This window comes from Desulfotalea psychrophila LSv54 (genome assembly GCF_000025945.1).
GTDB lineage: Bacteria > Desulfobacterota > Desulfobulbia > Desulfobulbales > Desulfocapsaceae > Desulfotalea > Desulfotalea psychrophila.
On sequence record NC_006138.1, the window covers coordinates 2,186,625 to 2,204,510 of the forward strand.

Here is a 17,886-nt window from a genome sequence, read left to right on the forward strand (position 1 = left end):
TGGCAATTCAGGGGTGAGTCTTTTAACAAGAGACTCACCCTCTTTTAATGCAGTGGAAGCTATTCTTCTACGATGCTACCGCGCAGGGAGTGCTGGCCTGCGGCTGTGACATGGGCCATCAGGAAATCCCCTGGCTTTTTATTGGTAAGACCAATGGCATGAACTATGTGGTTGGTGCCCATGCGTCCCTTGATTTCGCCATCACGGAGCTCTTCGATCAGTACCTCCTGGGTGGTGCCGATGTACTCTTGATTACGTTCCAGACCAATTTCATCCTGACGGGCTTGAAAGCGGGCAAGGCGGGCAGACTTGACTGACTCGTCTACCTTGTTGGTGAGCTCATTGGCCTTGGTTCCTGGGCGATCGGAATACTTAAAGGAGAAGGAGCCATGGTAGCGTACTGTTTCAAGCATCTTCATGGTCTCTTCAAATTCTTCGTCGGTCTCACCTGGAAAGCCGACAATGATATCGGTGGTAATGGCAATCTCTGGGCAGTTTTCGCGAAGCTGTGTCACAAGATCCAGATAGCTCTCCACCGTATACTTTCGCCCCATCTCTTTTAAAACCTTATTGGATCCAGCCTGTACCGGTAGATGAAACTGGGGACAGAGGACATCAAGATCCTTAAAGCACTGCATGAGATCATTGGAGAGATCTTTGGGGTTTGAGGTGGTAAAACGAAGGCGTTTTAAGCCCTCAACGGCAGCTACCTGACGAAGCAGATCTGAGAAGGTGGCTGGGGTGTCGTCTTCGGTTACCGTGTTGGTTTGGGCATAGGAGTTTACATTCTGGCCAAGGAGGGTGATTTCCTTGATGCCGCTCTTCACCAGAACTGTTATCTCTTCAACGATATCTTTTATACTACGGGAAACTTCTCGGCCACGGGTGTAGGGGACAACACAGTAGGTGCAGAAATTATTGCAGCCCTGCATAATGGTAACGAATTTGCGAAATTCGCCCTCATGCTCTTTACCCGTGGTCTCAGGAATAAATTGAGGGATGACATATTTGTCATCGAGGTTAGTGGCAGTAATGGGGCCCTCTGTGCGTGATCTTTCCAATAGCTCATTAATAGCATAAATATACTGGGTACCGATAACCAAATCTACATGGGGCATCTTCGCCTGAATTTGCTTTCCCTCTTGCTGAGCGACACAACCGGCAACGCAGATCTGCATACGAGGATTGATCTTTTTATTGCGACGGAGTTCTCCCAGTTTACTCATGACCTTTTGTTCGGCCTTAGCCCGGATAGAACAGGTGTTAAGTAGAACCAAATCTGCCCCGCCAATTTCCGAGGTTTCTACATACCCGTTATTATTCAAAATTTGAGCAATGATTTCAGAATCACGCAGGTTCATCTGACAACCGTATGTTTTTATAAAAAATGATCTTTGTTCCATAATATATGACCTGACTAGCGGGTTTAATTTTCTTTTGTGAAGTGTGAAAGCAGAGGATTGAGCCTTGGGGCAAGTTCGGTGAGTATGGCGAAGACGTCGGCTCGTAACTCTTCCGGATATCGAAGTCGAACAATACCAGCCTTCCCATCTTCACTAGAAAGAACAGCAAGGTTGTCATAGCCCTCTAATATAAATTTGAGAAAATGAAATTGAGAAGGGGTTATACGCAGGTAGGTACTTTCTAGATTTGTGTTCATTTCCTTGTCTGTTTCCAGTACTGCCTTGGCAGTGTTGGTTATAAATGGGTGGCTTAAATGCCAATTTTTTCAAACCACCCTAAGCTAAATGCCTGTATAAGTGCTTATGCTCTCCCTTCGATATGGAGGGAGAGTAGGGCCTATACGGAGAGAGAGCTATCTATTTCGCCCATATACTCACTGTTCTTTTGTAAGAGGGGATTGATAACTTCAGTCAGGTAATCCGTTGTTTGTGCCGAGGCACGACCGGTAAACTGTGTATAGTCAGTAATCATTGCCAAAAGACTGTCAAGATCAAAGGGAATGCGATCATCTTCAGCCAGGCGGTTGAGGAGATCATTATCCAGACCCTCTTCCTTTACGACCTTGCCGGCTGCCAAAGAGTGTTCTTTGATAAGTTCATGCATGTCTTGACGATTTTCACCCTTCTCCACGGCTTCCATTAAAATTTTCTCGGTGGACATAAAGGGTAGTTCGGCTCGAAGATGTTTTTCGATCTGTTTTGGAAAAACAACCATATCAGAGCTGATATTAATAAAGAGCTTGAGTATGGCATCGGTTAAGAGAAAGCATTGAGGAATATCCATGCGACGAATAGCGGAATCATCAAGGGTACGTTCAAACCACTGATTGGCATAGGTGGCTGCAAAATTTTGTGGCAGATTCATCAGCTTACGGGCAAGTCCTGTCATACGCTCGGAACGCATGGGGTTTCTCTTGTAGGCCATGGCTGAAGATCCGGTCTGGTTCTTGGCAAAGGGCTCTTCCTGTACCTTTAAATTTGACAGTAGACGGAGGTCTACGGCAAATTTATGGGCGGTTGAACCGATTCCTGCCAGGGTCTCTGCCAGTTTCATATCATGCTTTCTGGTGTATGTTTGGCCGGTTACATCAAAGGTAGAGGAAAAGCCGAGTTTCTTTGCCACTAACTCGTCAAGGGCACGTACCTTGGCGTGATCTCCCTTAAAGAGGTCAAGGAAGGTCGCCTGGGTACCAACGGTTCCCTTGGCTCCACGGGCCTTGATGTTGTCGAGCAAGAAATCAAGGTAGTTTAGATCCATCACCAGGTCTTGAAGAATCAGGGTATTTCTTTTGCCCACTGTGGTAGGTTGAGCAGGCTGGTAGTGAGTGAAGCCCAAGGTTGCCAGATCTTTATGCTCGTCGCAAAATTCTGCCATATTGCTGATAACCTGAAGAAGGGCTTTTTTGGCGAGGAGCAGGCCCTCGCGCTGAACAATAAGATCGGTATTACAGACAACAAACTGCGAGGTTGCACCCAGGTGAATGATGCCCGCCGCGGTGGGGCACTTGAGGCCATATTCATAGACATGGGCCATAACATCATGGCGAATTTCTTTTTCTTTTTGAGCGGCAATATCGTAGTCAATATTGTTCACATTTGCCTTGAGCTCGGCAATCATTTCCGGAGTAACGATATCGGTGAGGCCAAGTTCGTATTGAGCCTCGGCAAGAGCGACCCAACATTTTCTCCAGGTAGTAAATTTCTTTTCCGCTGAAAAAAGGTACTGCATTTCAGGGCTGGTATATCGACTCACCAGGGGCTCTTGGTATGTTGTTGTCTGTGACATGATTTTCTCCGAGAATAATTTCAATATGTTCAATAGAAAAGGGGACACCGTTTTTGCGAAACACCTTATAGCATTTTTTTACTGAAAGTGCAGTGACCTTATTGGAGCTTTTTTTAAGAATCCCTGTCTAAAAAAAAAATTGCCCTTCTGAGCAAAACAGAGCGAATCACATTAATTGTTATAAGATATCGAGGATACGAGCCTGCCAGCTGACCCTCTCTTTAAAACGATTAATGGTAGGAGTAAAAATTATTTTCACCGTTGAGCCGGCAATGACGTTCCGTCCCTTTTCACCAAGGTTAAAGCCGATGGCCTTTATATTGTCGCCGTATTTCCCTCTGATTGTCAGCTGCAGATGCTCTTTACTCTGACCTACGGGTCTTGCTGCGACGATAAGGGCGTGGGCATCATAAAATGTTGGTTGAGGATTTCCTGGACCGAATGGTTCCATTTTTTGGTAGAGGGCTAAGCTGTCCGGGTTGAAAACCTGCTCAACGGAGGCGTCAAGCTCATATCTGCTTTCCTGCTTAATCTCCTTCACCTCTGCCCTCTGTAGATTCTCTACAAATGCCGACCTGAAGGCGGCAAAATTGAGCGGGGACATGCTCATGCCGGCGGCCATTTTATGACCACCAAATTTTTTTAACAGAAAAGAGGTCTCGGTTATTACATCGAGAATATTAATTTCCTCGATGGAGCGGGCTGAACCCTTAAGGTCGCCATCCGCAGCCCGAGAAAAAACTATTGCCGGTAGATGAAAACGATCCACCAGCCTGGATGCCAGTATCCCTAAAATTCCTTCAAAAAAGTCACCCTCAACAATAATGCAAGCATCTGCCTTGATCGTCTCTATATGGAGAAGTGTCTCTATCTCAGCCATATTTTCTTTACAGAGTAACTTCCTGTCGTTGTTGAGCTTGGTCAGCGTTTTGGCAATTTTATAGGCCGGTTCTGCCTCTTTACTTGTCAATAACTCTACAACTTGATGGGCCACACCATACCTGCCCGCGGCATTGACCTTGGGTGCCAGATTAAAGCCGATATCATCTGAGGTTACCGAGCCATCGGCAATGTCAGATGACTCTAGCAATGCCTGTAGGCCAATAAATTCTGTGCGGGCAAATGACTCTACCCCGGCCTTAACCAGGAGCCGATTTACAGGGGTGAGGGGGACAACATCGGCCAGGGTGCCAAAGGCGACAAAGCCGAGAAAGGATTTTAAATTTGGCGTAGATTGGCTGTATTTGCCATTCAGCTCACCTGAGACAAGGGCATTGCGAACACCTGCAACCAGATAGAAGGCAACCCCAACCCCTGCCAGAGATGTCCCATAAAAGGGGCATTTTTCGTTACTGGGATTTAATACTGTACAGTTGGGAACTCTTTTGGGTAGTTGGTGGTGATCGGTGACAATTACTCTGCCGCCCCTCTTCTTTATGGCCTCTATTTCAGTAGCGTTAGAGATACCGCAATCTACGGTAATGAGAAGAAAGTGCTCCTCCGCCCAAGGAAGATTTTGAAAATAGGTAAGGTTTAGACCGTAGCCCTCGGTAAGCCTACTGGGGATATGCCAGTAGACCTTAACGTCTATCCTCTCAAAAAAATTTACCAGAATCGAGGTCCCCGTCGTGCCATCGACATCATAGTCACCCCAGATAAGAATGGGCAGACCTTCATCTATGGCCCGGAGAACTTCTGCCACGGCCTCCTTCATGCCCAGCATGGTAAAAGGGTGTGGCAGAGAGGAGAGCCGGGGGGAGAGAAATTCTTCTATTGCCTGCGCCTCTTGGTATCCTCGCAGAGAGAGGATCTGTTCGATTGGATTTTTTCTGGACACCGCGTTCTCCTAGAGATTTTTACTTAACTGGTCTTCAAGCCACTGCCCTACCCTATCTACAATTTCAGCTTTACTCTCTTTTTGATACCAGTGTAGATCTTCATCTTTATTAAACCAGGTGTACTGTCGCTTTGCGTATCTTCTTGTGTCCCGAGCCAGGAGGGTCTTCATCTCTTCAAATTCCCAGTCACCAAAGATAAAATTAGCCATATGCTTATATCCAATGGAACCCATGGATCTGAGTTCCCGGGAGTAACCCATATCAAGAAGTCCTCTTACCTCTTCTTCTAAACCTGCATCAAGCATGATTTGGGTACGCATATTGATGCGATCATAGAGGAGGGGGCGATCACAGGTGAGACCTATCTGTAACATATTGGCAAACTGGTTCTCCGGTTTGTGTTGGGAGAGAAGCTGGGACCATGGTTTTCCAGTAATGGCAAAAATTTCAAGTGCTCGCATTACCCGGTAAGAGTCGTTGGGATGCAGGCGCTGAGCAGAGAGAGGATCCAGTTGCTCCAGCCTGGCATGCATCTCTTCCGGGCCAAGATTGTCAAGTTCTTCTTGAAGCCTTTCCCGGACGGCACTGTCACTGGGAGGGCCCTCAAAAAAACCCTTGGTCAGGCTCTGCAGATAGAGACCTGTCCCGCCGGTGACAAGGGGAATATGGCCACGGGCGTGGATCTCGGTAATGGTGCGTAGTGCATCTCGACAGTACATTGAGGCATCATAGTGCTCGTCAGGCTCGACAATATCAAGGAGATGATGGGGGACCTCCCCCTGCTCCTCCTTGCTGATCTTTGCCGTGCCAATGTCCATATGACGATAGACTTGCATGGAGTCCATGGAGACAACTTCACAGCTAAACTGACGTGCCAGCTGAAGAGATAGTGCCGTCTTGCCAATTGCGGTGGGACCAACAAGGACAAGGACTGGTTGTTTTATTTTTTCCATATTATGCGATGAACCTAGGGATGTTGAAATGAAAGATAGCGACCGATCTTTTGGGCTCGACTGGCACCAATGCCTGAAACCCGGCGAAGTGACTCCGGACTATCATATACTCCGTTCCGTCCTCTCTCTTCAACAATTCTTTGTCCCAGGGCGGGACCAATGCCAGGAATAGTTTGCAGGAGTTCAGTTGTTGCCATGTTTACAGGAATGGGGGCAAAGAGCAGGGGCAGGAGTACCATGCTTTTCTCATTGATCGGAGCACTGGCATCCGTCTCCGCCTGGACAATAATCAATTCGTCATAGTTTATCTGTAGGGAGAGCTGCTCTGTCTCCTCTTGCTCCAGGAAAAAGAGAAGGGGGTGAATAAACATTAGGAGAGCTACAAAAACAAGGAGATAAATTCTGCCATCATAGTTGCCGGCCATGATGGTCTGCCATATATTTTTCATTGCCACCACCTTCACAGCTTATTTCCTTGCCTTATGGCAAAGCTCCAGAGTATAAAATTTTACCTCGTTAAGGAAAATGTAGCATAAATAGAGGCAAAATATAATTTAAATGAGCCATCTCTCATGATGGTGAAATGACAACATACAGGTGCCCTACCGTGGACTACACATCCCATCTTAATATTGTTCTTGTCGAACCGGAAATTCCACCCAATACAGGCTCAATTGCCAGGCTTTGCGGTGCGACAAACGCCATCCTTCATCTTGTTCATCCCCTGGGCTTTTCAACCGACGATAAACACCTGCGTAGAGCTGGGCTTGATTATTGGAAATTTGTCAACATTGTCTATTGGGAGAGCTTTGAGGCCTTTTTGAGTCAATGTGATAAGGATAATATGTACTTCTTTACTACCAAGACAGAGAAGAGCTATACAGAGGCCAAATTTAAACAGGGAGATTTTCTTATCTTTGGTAAAGAGACAAAGGGCTTGCCCAAACCGATACTTGATCTCCATCCCGATCGTTGTTTGACTCTGCCGATGCCAAACCCCAATATTCGCAGTCTTAACCTGGCAATGACCGCAGGAATTGTTCTTTATGAGGCCATGCGTCAGGTTGGCGAAAACGTATAATCGTTGCTCCTCTTTACGTTTTCAACAAGAAAGAGAGACAAACAGCAGATATAATGTTAGATTGCACTGTTTTTAGCAAGCAAAGGCTTCTTCTGTTTGAAGCCAATATAATTAATCCATAAGGAGAGTAATACGATGGCTGATCGCGTATATAATTTCAGTGCTGGTCCGGCAACCCTTCCCTTTGAAGTTTTAGAGCAGGCAGGAAAAGATATTGTCAATTTCAAGGAGACTGGTAGTGGCCTCATCGAAATTAGCCATCGTTCGCCGGAGTTTATTGAGGTTATAGAGAAGACAGAATCTCTTGTACGTGAATTACTTGAGGTTCCAGATAATTACAAGGTGCTCTTTCTTCAAGGTGGTGCTTCGAGCCAGTTTTTTATGGTGCCGATGAATCTGCTTGGCGCGGGTAAAAAGGCAACTTATCTCAATACCGGTACCTGGGCTAAAAAGGCTATCAAAGAGGCACAACTCTTTGGTGATATTGATGTCGCCTACTCTTCCGAGGAGAGTATCTTCAATCATGTACCTGCAAACGATGCCTATCAGGTTGCTGAGGAGAGCGAATATCTCTACTTTGCCTCTAATAACACCATCTATGGTACCCAATTTGAGACTATGCCACAGAGTAAGAAGATGCTTGTGGCTGATATGTCTTCCGATATTTTTTCCCGTAAGGTGGATGTTAGCAAATTTGGCCTTATCTTTGCTGGGGCCCAGAAAAATCTTGGACCAGCAGGTGTTACTCTGGTTATTATTCGTGACGATCTCTTGGAGAAAACTCCTGCTCACACCCCTACCATGTTAAGCTATAAGACCCATGCCGATAAGGGCTCTATGTTTAACACTCCCCCATGCTTTGCCATTTATGTAATGGGAGAGGTTCTTGCGTGGTTGAAGAATCTTGGTGGTGTTGAAAAAATAGAGGAAATTAACAGAGAAAAGGCTGCTCTGCTTTACTCACAGATAGATGCCAGTGATTATTATCGGGTTCACGCTCAGGACGGATCCCGTTCTCTGATGAATGTTACCTTTAATTTGCCAACGGCTGAGCTTGAAGCAAAGTTCATCGCTGAGGCTTCAGCCTTACAGATGAAGGGTCTTAAGGGTCATCGCTCTATTGGCGGTTGCCGTGCTTCTATCTACAATGCCTTTCCACGTGAAGGTGTGGTGAAGCTTGTTGAGTTTATGCAGGTATTTGCTGCAAATAACCCAGCGTAAAGATTTTAAGCCCCTTGCTCAAACGAGGGGCTTTTTCCCTATGGATTACGTCGGCACTATAATTCGCCCGCCCAGTGAGGCCCACTCTCTTCTCCTGCAAATAAGCCTTGGCTGTTCTCATAATGGTTGCACTTTTTGCGGGGCATATAGGGATAAAAGGTTCAGGGCAAAGCCAATAGAAACTGTCCTGGGAGATATCGAAAAGGCCCGTACCCTTTTGCCTTCCCCTACAAGTTTGTTTTTGGCAGATGGTGATGCCCTTGCCCTCCCCCAGATGCATCTGCTTAAAATACTCTGTGCCATTAAGGATAAACTTCCCTGGGTAAAACGGATTAATTCCTATGCCTCCCCTCGTTCTCTATTGCAAAAAACTACAAATCAGTTAATAAGGCTGAGGAAGTTAGGACTCAGCCGGATCTATCTGGGCCTGGAAAGTGGCGCAGATGAGGTACTTTGTTCTGTAAACAAGGGTGCCTGTGCGAGTCAAATAATAGAAGGTGGCAAAAAAGCCCTTGATTCAGGTCTGTATCTTTCCACAAGTATCATTCTTGGTCTTGGTGGGAAACGCTACAGTAAACTTCATGCTCAGAAAACGGCAGAGGCCCTCAGTATTCTCAGGCCTCAACATATTGCCGCCCTTACCCTGATGATTTTGCCAGAGACGCCCCTTGCCCATAGCTATGCAGGCAAGGAGTTTTTGCCACTGAGTTCCCATGAAATTCTGCAGGAACTGAAATGGCTTGTTGCAGGTATAGACGTTGACAAAGCTCAGTTTCATGCAAATCATGCATCTAACCATCTGCATCTTTCGGGCAAATTACCGAGGGATAAAGAAAATTTCATTCATTTGATTGACAGGGCCTGTGCGGGCAAACTGCCACTCATGCCTGATTATATGAGGTCGCTTTAATGCAGGAAGAGATAACTACAAATAGAGAAAAAATAGATCTTAAAAATTTAAGTCAAGATCAGCTTGTTGAATTTGCTGAAAAACTAGGACAGCCTGCCTTTCGTGGTCGGCAAATTATGTCCTGGCTTTATCGCCCTGAAGTACGGGACTTTGAGCAGATGACAGATCTTGCCAAGGTTTTTCGGAAGCTGCTTGCCGAAAATTCTTTCTTTTCTCACTTCGATGATCCCATCATTGAACGGGCAAAGGACGGTTGTGTTAAATTTGGTTTTCGCCTTCATGACGGCCATGTCATAGAAACTGTTCTTATTCCGGAGCCGGACCGTAATACCCTCTGTATTTCATCCCAGGTAGGTTGTGCGATGAAATGTACCTTCTGCATGACAGGTGGCATGGGCTTTACCCGTAATCTGACACCTTCTGAGATTGTTAATCAGGTATGTGCTGCTCGGGATTTTCTGGCAAACGAACCAGCCGACAAGCTTATCGGTCCTGACCGTGTTACCAATGTGGTTTATATGGGAATGGGGGAGCCATTGAATAATCTTGAAAATGTCCTCACCTCAATCTCCATTCTTACCGAACAAAAAGGGCTCGACCTTACGGGTCGAAGGATTACAGTCTCTACCTGTGGTATTGTTGCCAATATGGCTCGTCTTGGTCAGGAGGCACCGGTAAACCTCGCTATTTCCCTACATGCAGTGGATGATAAGACCCGAGACATGTTAATGCCTGTCAATAACCGTTATCCTCTTGATGAGTTGCTTGAAGCCTGTCGTACCTACCCCATGGGCAAGAGACGCAGGATTATGTTTGAGTACATCATGTTGGCAGGAATTAATGATTCAGATACAGAGGCCCGAACCCTTGCCCGTAAACTGCAGGAAATACCCTGTAAGATAAATTTAATCCCATATAATGAAAGTCCCGGACTTCCCTATAAGAGTCCAGGCATGAAGAGAATACTCTCCTTTCAGAATATACTTCGAGAGGCAAATTATTCGGTCTTTATTAGAAATAGTCGTGGTGAAGATATTGCTGCTGCCTGTGGACAGCTTGCCACCGATGAAACTACGAAGCAGAGCTAGGGTGTGACGGGGAGGTCTTCCTCGCCACAACCTATTTAGGCGGCTTAGATCATGCTCAGGGCAAGGTCAGCCGCCTTTGCCGATGCGCCTGCTTCGCCAAGCAGGCCATGTACCTCACGAAGGCCCTTCCCTACCGCCACTCCCTTTGCCCCATATAATAGCTCTTTAATCTCAATACTTATTCGCTCTGGAGTAACCTCGTCCTGCAGAAGCTCTGTTACTACCTCTCGGCCGGCAATAAGATTTACCAGGGAAAAGAACTCTATCTTGACCAGTTTTCGTCCTACCCAATAAGAGATCGGTGAGGTGCGATAGACCACAAGCATAGGCACTTCAAGGATGGCAAGCTCCAGAGTCACCGTGCCGGAGGCTGCCACCACAGCATCACAACATGCCATAAGCTCATAGCGATCTTCGCTGATCACATGGATATCGAGTAGGTCTTGATATTCGGCAAGGCCATTTTCCAGGAGTTGTTCCCTGTCAATGGTTGCGGCAATGGGCAGTAGAAATGAAATTTTTTCACTACACTCGTCCTGTAGCCGCTTTGCCGCCCGAAGAAAATCTGGCAACAGGGCTGAAATTTCTTTTTCCCTGCTCCCGGGAAGAAGACCAACATATTTTGCCGCGGGCCCGATCCTGTGCTTGGTGAGAAATTCTTCCCTTGAGAGTTTTATGCTGACGTTATCCAGAAGAGGATGGCCGACATAGCTTGCAGCCTGTCCCCGCTGGCGAAAGAACTCTTCTTCAAAGGGGAGGATAACTCCAAGTTGATCTGTTCGCTCTCCGATGGTTTTGATTCGTCCGGAACGCCAGGCCCAAACCTGCGGGGTAATATAGTAGAACACCGGGATACCGAGGGCTTTTGCCTTCTTGGCCAGCATCAAATTAAAATCCGGTAGATCGATGATGATAAGCAGGGCAGGCGGTTTATTTTTAAGCCGTCTTTGCAGGATTTTTTTGGCAGCAAAAATAGAGGGCAGATGCGAGAATACCTCCACTAGGCCAACAACGGAGATTTTTTTTGCATCGTAAAGAATTTCAACACCAAGTGAGGCAAGTTCAGGGCCACCCATCCCTGAAAAAGAGAGGGAGGAATCCTTTTCCTTAAGGGCCCGCACTAAATTTGCCCCATGGATATCTCCCGATGCCTCTCCGGTTACGACCATGATTTCTGAACCAGTTTCTCGTTTCTGCTTATCCATAGTATCCCTAGATCTAAGTGCTGGATTTCTTTATCTTACAAAAAGGCAGGCTTTTGTTGCGTGGCCTTTACCTGGGCGATAACCTCTTGGGCTACAGCGAGGGCATTACGACCCTCTTTACCCGAAACTGCCGGCAGACTTCGGCTACGGGTATGACCAAGAAAGGTCTCTATTTCACTCTTCAGGGCGTCGGCTTGCTCAAAGACCTTGGTGGTGGTGGTGGATTCAGGCATAACGTCCTGCTGCTTTTCACTGGTAAACTCGGTAACAGCTATTACTCTACTGGCAAAATCAATGTTTATAAAAGAGTTTTGCTGAAAAACACGCATCTTGCGACTGTTGCCTGAAGAGACTCTACTCACCGAAACATTGGCGGCCGCCCCGTTTTTAAAGACCAGGCGGGCGTTGGCTATATCTGTTGTCTTGGTGGCTAACTGGGCACCTATGCTGTGGATTGACTCCAAGGGGCTTTGGACAATGCTTAAAATAATATCAATATCATGTATCATTAAATCGAGAACAACATCCACATCTGTCGCCCTGTTTTTAAATGTTGCGACCCGATGACTTTCTACAAAAACCGGCTTGTTAAGAAAGGGTTGCATGGCAATGATGGCAGGATTGAAACGCTCTAGGTGGCCAATTTGCAAGATGAGATTTTTCTCATTGGCAATGGCTATTAGCTCATCGGCCTCTTTCAGGGTGACCGTCATGGGCTTTTCAAGGAGCACATCTATTCCTGCCTGGAGGCAATCATGGGCAACATCATAGTGAGAAGAGGTGGGGACAACGATGGAAACAACATCGACTAAATCAAGAAGAGCATGATAGTCGGTGAAGGCTTTGCAGGAGCACTCCTCGGCTACTGCCTTCGCCTGTTCTCCATTTGGATCAACCACTCCAACAAGCTCTACGCCTTCAAGAGCGGCATATTTTTGGGCATGAAAACGTCCCAGATAACCAACACCAATAACAGCTGCCTTAATAATTTTCATATTTTCCCTTTAGTAAGAACCAAAAAAGTTCTTTCGCGAATCTCTTTTTGCATTGAGTTGCCCGCTAGTTCTCGCAGGCACATATATAAATTTTGAACTCTAATAATTTTTTAAGCTACCTTTTTTGTCTCTACCATAAACACAAAGAGCAATATGTAATGCCTGATTGACATTTTGTTAACTAAATTTTTGTGTGTGTCTGCCTTTTTTGTTGATTTGCCCAACAATTTCAAAGAAATTTTTCTCACCCTTAACGGAAGTAGAGATAGCAGCCACCCCTTTTTCAGAAATATAAGAGATATTCTGTTTTGCCGGTGAGCAAACTCGTGTCAATATGAATGAGGTAAACTGCAATTATCCTTGCTTTCCAATCAGCAGATAATTAGCATGCCTATGGCTTGTAAGAATACCTGCAGAGGGGACAAGGGGTTTTTTTCAAGCCTCAATATTTGTGGCCAATATCCTGCCTCGCGCATCGAGGTTACTCCTCGTCGAAATTACCAACCTTTCAAGCTCCCCCATAAATTGAAAAACAGCTAGGGCAAGAAAAATGCAAAAAAAAGATATATTATTTTCTATAGGTTGGCCCCTTTCCTCTCTCTATGCAGGCATTATGAAATTACGTTGCCTACTATACCGTCGTGGCCTATTCAGGCAACATCATTTTCCGGTACCTGTTATTTCAGTGGGGAATTTAACCATGGGAGGTACGGGCAAAACACCGGTAACTCATTATATTGCTAAACTCCTGCTTGAACACGGTCTACAACCGGCCATTATTAGTCGTGGCTACTCTGGAAAGTCCGGGGGCGAGGTTAATATTGTCTCCGATGGCCAGAGGATACTCCTCTCGGCGGAACAGGCGGGGGATGAACCCTATATGCTTGCCTCCATGCTGGCGGGTGTCATTGTTATTACAGGGAAAAAACGATACCTGTCCTGTAAGTATGCCGTAGAAAAAATGCAGGCAGAGGTGATTATCCTCGATGATGGCTTTCAGCATCTTGCTGTTGCCCGTAATCTTGATCTGGTACTCTTTGATGCCCAGACGGGCATGGGCAATAATAGGGTTTTTCCCGGTGGAGATCTACGTGAGGCCCGCTTTGCCCTAGATCGAGCGGACGCATTTTTGATTACGGGTAAATGTCCACGAGAAGAGGAGGAGTTGTTGGCAATTGAGCTTGAATTACAGCACGAGCTGCCTCAGTGCCCTCTTTTTTCTGTTTATAGAACAGAGGGTGTTTTTTATTCCGCCAAACAAGAAAAAGTGGTTACTCATCTGCCCAAAAAGGTATTTGCCTTTTGCGGTATTGCCAATCCGGAGAGATTTCATCATGATTTAGAGAAGCAGGGCTTTTCCTTGGTAGGTTTCAAGGCGTTTTCTGATCATCAACAGTATACAGGGCAGTGTATAGAGGAGATTGTCAAGGAGGCGAAAAAAGGTGGAGCTCAGGCAATTATTACTACCGATAAAGATCTGGTGAAAATAGATTCTTTTGCCACAGAGCTACCTCTTTATTCAGCACGACCCAGGACAACGATAAGTACAGATTTTGATGAGCTTATATTAAAGACCTGTGCCTCTTTCGGGGAGTAGGAAGTGGGTGTTTTATAACCAAAATCCCTTCATGTGTGTTTTTTCCCTCACAAAAGATAAGGAGGGGCAAAAAGACGCAGCTCTTCTATCTGGCCGCTACTGCGAGATTTAATTGATAAATTTGTATTTATTTTAAAATGGCATTGTTGTTGCATCTATAAAGTAAACTTCTTAATCTATTTTGGAATAACTATGAAATTATCTGTAATGCCAAATCAATATACCCTGCGTAAGTCTGTTAGCTGTTGTGGCGTTGGTCTCCACACAGGAAGAACCGTAAATCTCACCATCAAGCCTGCCCCGGTTGACAGTGGTATTCGCTTCTTTAGAACAGATCTTCATCCATGCCAAGTAATTAAGGCGCATATGGACAAGATCGTTGATACCCGCCTTGCAACTACCATTGGTGAGGCAGATGCAACTATCTCAACCACCGAGCATCTGATGGCAGCCCTGCACGCCTACGGTATTGATAATGCTGATATCGAAATTGATTCTCACGAGGTGCCTATCATGGACGGTAGTGCCGGTCCATTTTTTAACCACCTTAAATCTTCAGGCAAGAAACGGCAGGATGGACTGAAGAAGGTTTTGCGTGTTATCAAGCCTATTCGCTATCAGCAAGGTGATAAGGTCATGGAAATTCTTCCCTATGATGGTTTTAAGGTAACAGGAAAAATTTCCTTTGACGATACCATAGATGATGCCATAATAAAGACTCAAAGCTATACCTTTGATATGTCGCCGGAGGCTTTTTTGAAGGACATTGCCTCTGCCCGTACCTTTGGCTATGTAGAACAGGTTGAAGAGCTGTGGGCCAATGGTCTTGCTCTGGGTGGATCACTTGCCAATGTTATTGCGATCCATTGGAATCGTACCTCTGTGCTTAACGAAGATGGTCTTCGTTACCATGATGAGTTTATTCGCCACAAGGTCCTTGATATTGTAGGAGATCTCTATTTACTTGGTTGCCCTATTTTAGGTCATGTGAGATCCCATAAAACAGGACATACCGAGCATCGTGCCTTTATGCAGGCCATTGCAAATGCTTCTGATTGTTGGGAGTTTTGTGAGCTTAGCTCAAATTCAGGAACCTCTGTACTGGGAAGAGCCATTGACTCTACTCTGGCCGCTGCTGAGGGTATACTTATGCCTTTCTTCAACCCTCAGCCACTAGTTGCCTAGGGGATAGCCTCTTCTTCTGGTCGAAAAAAAAGGGTTTACGGTAAAACCGTAAACCCTTTTTTGTCTTTGTCGCCTAAAAAATTACCAATGGTCAGCTACCTTGGCGAGCATTATAGACATGACTACCGCTCTTGGCAAACTCGTAAAAGACCTCAACAGCCTTCTCGGTAAGCATATTGTCCGTTACTGAAATACTTCTTAACGCGAGTTGGGCCTGCCAATCATCTGGCACAAATCCTTCATCAAAACCTGTTATCTCTTCAAGCTCAGGTCCTGATCCGGCAATGGTGAGATGGCGGGCACCGGACCACATAAGGGCACCCAAACACATAATGCAGGGACGCCAATTTACCACCAACTCATGTTCCGGCATACCGGGCGCACCGAGATCAAAGTTCTCAAGTTTTTGCTGAGCCAGAGAGATGGCCATTACCTCTGCATGAGCCGAAGAGCAGTTTAAGGGCATCACTCGATTAACTCCGAGCATTACCAACCGACCACTCTCTTTTTCAAAAATCCCTGCAGCAAAGGGTCCACCTGTTTCTTGGCGAATATTCTGTCGGGAAAATTCGATAACAGCCGCCATTCGATCCTCCGCCTTTGGCATAAACTCGGGAAGGTTCTGCTGTAATTTCGTTGCCCATTCAGGCAAGTTTAAAGAAAATGTACTATTTGGCATGGCTATTATCCATTCGCTAAGATGGCGACAATTTATAAAGAGAGAGGGAACCTTGCAAAAAGGGGCAAGGCTTTATGGGTTCTTTACCAGAGACCATTCGGTCTAACGCAAAAAACCGTATTGGTATATGATGAAATTTCAAAACCAATACGGCGTACCTTTCTTTAAGGAGGCGAGGACTACACCTGAGCAGCTTTCTTCAGGGCAGTACACATTTGAGCAAGCTTTGCCTCATCTGTTTTTACAGCAATAGGGTAGACCAGACAACGACCAATGAGGTCTGCTGACTGTGGCAGGGCGGCAGGATCATAAACAAAGCGCTTACGATTCTCTCCACCGACAAAGGGCCAGCCTGAAGCGGTACAGGTTTTGGCGCCAAGCAGATGTTCCCATTTGGGGTAAAAGTGCCAGGTGTTTTCGGCAAAATTAATTGCCCCACAACCCTCTGCTCGAAGAACCTCATTTACCCGGGAGCTGTGCTCTTTGTCCTGAAGGAAAAATGAGAAGAATGAGGCAGAATCACCTTTTTCATCCATGATATGTCTAAAAGAGACACCAGGAATTGCCGAGGCGGCCTCTTTTAATATTGCCTTGTGCTTTTGGTGCTGAGAAACAATATAGTCGAGTTTGCCCAGCTGAGCCAAGCCAATGGCACCCTGAATTTCCATCATACGATAATTGGAACCAATAAAGCGACGTTTGTCACCACCACGTCCACCGGGATTATCCAGATGATCATGACCATGGTCATGATACTCAGACATAGTGCGCCAAAGATCGGCGTTATCGGTAATAATCATTCCACCTTCACCGGTGGTGATGGTCTTTACTGAGTCAAAAGAAAATGTTCCACAATCGCCAAAGGAACCTACATGCTTGCCGTTAATGCGGGCGCCTGGTGCCTGAGCACTATCTTCGAGGACAAAGATGTTTTTTGCCTTAGCAATGGCAACAATCTCTTCTATACGAGCGGGAGCACCCAACATGTGCACAGGGATAATACACTTTGTCTTGGCGGTAATCTTCTTTTTAAGGTCTGCTGGATCCATATTCATGGTTTCATCGACCTCGGTGAAAACAGGAGTGGCACCAATTTCCAGAATAGCCTCCCAGGTAGCAACAAAGGTAAAACCCTGGGTGATAACCTCATCACCAGGACCAACTCCAAGCCCCATAAGAGCTACTTTCAGAGCGGCACTTCCCGAGGTTACTGCCTGGCCATGGGTGCTATTTGCATAGCTGGCAAATTTGTTTTCAAACTCTTTTACCTTATAAACACCCTTACGCTGGTCTTTGAATTCGTAACGAAAAAGCACACCACTATCAAGAACTTCGTTCACCTGTTGCTTTTCTTCTTCTCCAAATACTTCAAAACCCGGCATCTCTTTCTCCTTTTGTAGAAAAGACTATTTTCTACTTCACGATTTCTTTAATTGTATTATCTGGGTTAAGCAGAACAACATTTGGTCTATGCTCATCTACTTCATCGTCTGAACAGAGGGCATAGGTGACAATAATGAGAAAATCGCCTATCATTCCCTTACGTGCCGCTGCTCCGTTGAGTTGAATTGCACCGGATCCCGCTTCTCCCTCAATTGCATAGGTTTCAAATCGTTCGCCATTATTTACGTTATAGACATAGATACGTTCATAGGGACGAATACCTGAAGCTTTTAGCAGATCGGTATCAATAGTGAGACTTCCTTCATAATTCAAGTCAGCAGCCGAAATTGTGGCTCGGTGCAACTTAGCCTTCATCATCTGATGTAACATAATAATAAACCAATAAAATTTTACCCTCAAGCGGGGAGAGGTGACACGCACTATCCTATTGCGAATAAAATAATGCAGAACACAGCCCAAACAAGGGGCGCACAACGCAAAA

Annotated in this window: 17 protein-coding genes; 6 read left to right on the top strand and 11 right to left on the bottom strand. The window is 45.8% G+C overall.

The genetic code is table 11. The annotated features are described in order from the left end of the window. Positions 1-59 precede the first annotated feature (59 nt). The 6 genes from miaB to DP_RS16900 form a co-directional block, all read right to left on the bottom strand. Positions 60-1,403: a tRNA (N6-isopentenyl adenosine(37)-C2)-methylthiotransferase MiaB gene (gene miaB / locus DP_RS09860; protein WP_011189168.1), complete on the bottom strand. Its 1,344-nt coding sequence runs from the start codon at positions 1,401-1,403 to the stop codon at positions 60-62. Between the two features lie 23 nt (positions 1,404-1,426). Then, entirely contained in the window at positions 1,427-1,660 is a 234-nt protein-coding gene (locus DP_RS09865) for a DUF4911 domain-containing protein (RefSeq protein ID WP_041277864.1), read from the bottom strand. Between the two features lie 140 nt (positions 1,661-1,800). Further along, positions 1,801-3,249 carry an adenylosuccinate lyase gene (purB, locus tag DP_RS09870; protein ID WP_041277865.1) on the bottom strand — a complete coding sequence of 483 codons (1,449 nt, stop codon included), beginning with the start codon at positions 3,247-3,249 and terminating at the stop codon, positions 1,801-1,803. Between the two features lie 178 nt (positions 3,250-3,427). After that, entirely contained in the window at positions 3,428-5,086 is a 1,659-nt protein-coding gene (gene recJ / locus DP_RS09875) for a single-stranded-DNA-specific exonuclease RecJ (protein WP_011189170.1), read from the bottom strand. Positions 5,087-5,095: 9 nt separating this feature from the next. Continuing rightward, the gene (gene miaA / locus DP_RS09880) at positions 5,096-6,040 is read right to left on the bottom strand and encodes a tRNA (adenosine(37)-N6)-dimethylallyltransferase MiaA (RefSeq protein ID WP_011189171.1); all 945 of its coding nucleotides are present in this window, start codon (positions 6,038-6,040) and stop codon (positions 5,096-5,098) included. A gap of 14 nt (positions 6,041-6,054) precedes the next feature. Further along, complete coding sequence (locus DP_RS16900) at positions 6,055-6,489, bottom strand: ComEA family DNA-binding protein (RefSeq protein WP_156792257.1); 435 nt, start codon at positions 6,487-6,489, stop codon at positions 6,055-6,057. 134 nt (positions 6,490-6,623) lie between these two features. On the opposite strand from DP_RS16900, the gene DP_RS09890 reads away from it, so the two are divergent. From DP_RS09890 to rlmN, 4 genes are all read left to right on the top strand, one after another. Next, complete coding sequence (locus tag DP_RS09890) at positions 6,624-7,121, top strand: tRNA (cytidine(34)-2'-O)-methyltransferase (RefSeq protein ID WP_011189173.1); 498 nt, start codon at positions 6,624-6,626, stop codon at positions 7,119-7,121. 135 nt (positions 7,122-7,256) lie between these two features. Further along, positions 7,257-8,342, top strand: a complete 1,086-nt coding sequence (gene serC, locus DP_RS09895; RefSeq protein ID WP_011189174.1) for a 3-phosphoserine/phosphohydroxythreonine transaminase — start codon at positions 7,257-7,259, stop codon at positions 8,340-8,342. 40 nt (positions 8,343-8,382) lie between these two features. Next, positions 8,383-9,252 (top strand): radical SAM protein, encoded by an 870-nt coding sequence (locus DP_RS09900; RefSeq protein ID WP_041278638.1) that lies wholly within the window; start codon positions 8,383-8,385, stop codon positions 9,250-9,252. After that, positions 9,252-10,340 (top strand): 23S rRNA (adenine(2503)-C(2))-methyltransferase RlmN, encoded by a 1,089-nt coding sequence (rlmN, locus tag DP_RS09905; protein WP_011189176.1) that lies wholly within the window; start codon positions 9,252-9,254, stop codon positions 10,338-10,340. Before DP_RS09900 ends, rlmN begins: the two co-directional genes overlap by 1 nt. Before the next feature lie 44 nt (positions 10,341-10,384). On the opposite strand, the gene lpxB is transcribed toward rlmN, so the two are convergent. Continuing rightward, positions 10,385-11,545, bottom strand: a complete 1,161-nt coding sequence (lpxB, locus tag DP_RS09910) for a lipid-A-disaccharide synthase (protein WP_011189177.1) — start codon at positions 11,543-11,545, stop codon at positions 10,385-10,387. 35 nt (positions 11,546-11,580) lie between these two features. Then, a complete protein-coding gene (locus DP_RS09915; protein WP_011189178.1) occupies positions 11,581-12,540 on the bottom strand; it encodes a Gfo/Idh/MocA family oxidoreductase in 960 nt (319 codons plus the stop codon). 550 nt (positions 12,541-13,090) lie between these two features. Here DP_RS09915 and lpxK point away from each other — a divergent pair. Further along, positions 13,091-14,137, top strand: coding sequence for a tetraacyldisaccharide 4'-kinase (lpxK, locus tag DP_RS09920; protein ID WP_011189179.1), 1,047 nt, complete (start codon positions 13,091-13,093; stop codon positions 14,135-14,137). 192 nt (positions 14,138-14,329) lie between these two features. Continuing rightward, a complete protein-coding gene (lpxC, locus tag DP_RS09925) occupies positions 14,330-15,322 on the top strand; it encodes a UDP-3-O-acyl-N-acetylglucosamine deacetylase (RefSeq protein ID WP_011189180.1) in 993 nt (330 codons plus the stop codon). Between the two features lie 91 nt (positions 15,323-15,413). Here lpxC and DP_RS09930 read toward each other — a convergent pair whose 3' ends face one another. From DP_RS09930 to panD, 3 genes are all read right to left on the bottom strand, one after another. After that, the gene (locus tag DP_RS09930; protein ID WP_049785068.1) at positions 15,414-16,001 is read right to left on the bottom strand and encodes a nucleoside deaminase; all 588 of its coding nucleotides are present in this window, start codon (positions 15,999-16,001) and stop codon (positions 15,414-15,416) included. Positions 16,002-16,180: 179 nt separating this feature from the next. Then, positions 16,181-17,383, bottom strand: a complete 1,203-nt coding sequence (locus DP_RS09935) for a DegT/DnrJ/EryC1/StrS family aminotransferase (protein WP_011189182.1) — start codon at positions 17,381-17,383, stop codon at positions 16,181-16,183. Positions 17,384-17,414: 31 nt separating this feature from the next. Continuing rightward, positions 17,415-17,774, bottom strand: a complete 360-nt coding sequence (gene panD, locus DP_RS09940; protein WP_041277868.1) for an aspartate 1-decarboxylase — start codon at positions 17,772-17,774, stop codon at positions 17,415-17,417. Positions 17,775-17,886 lie beyond the last annotated feature (112 nt).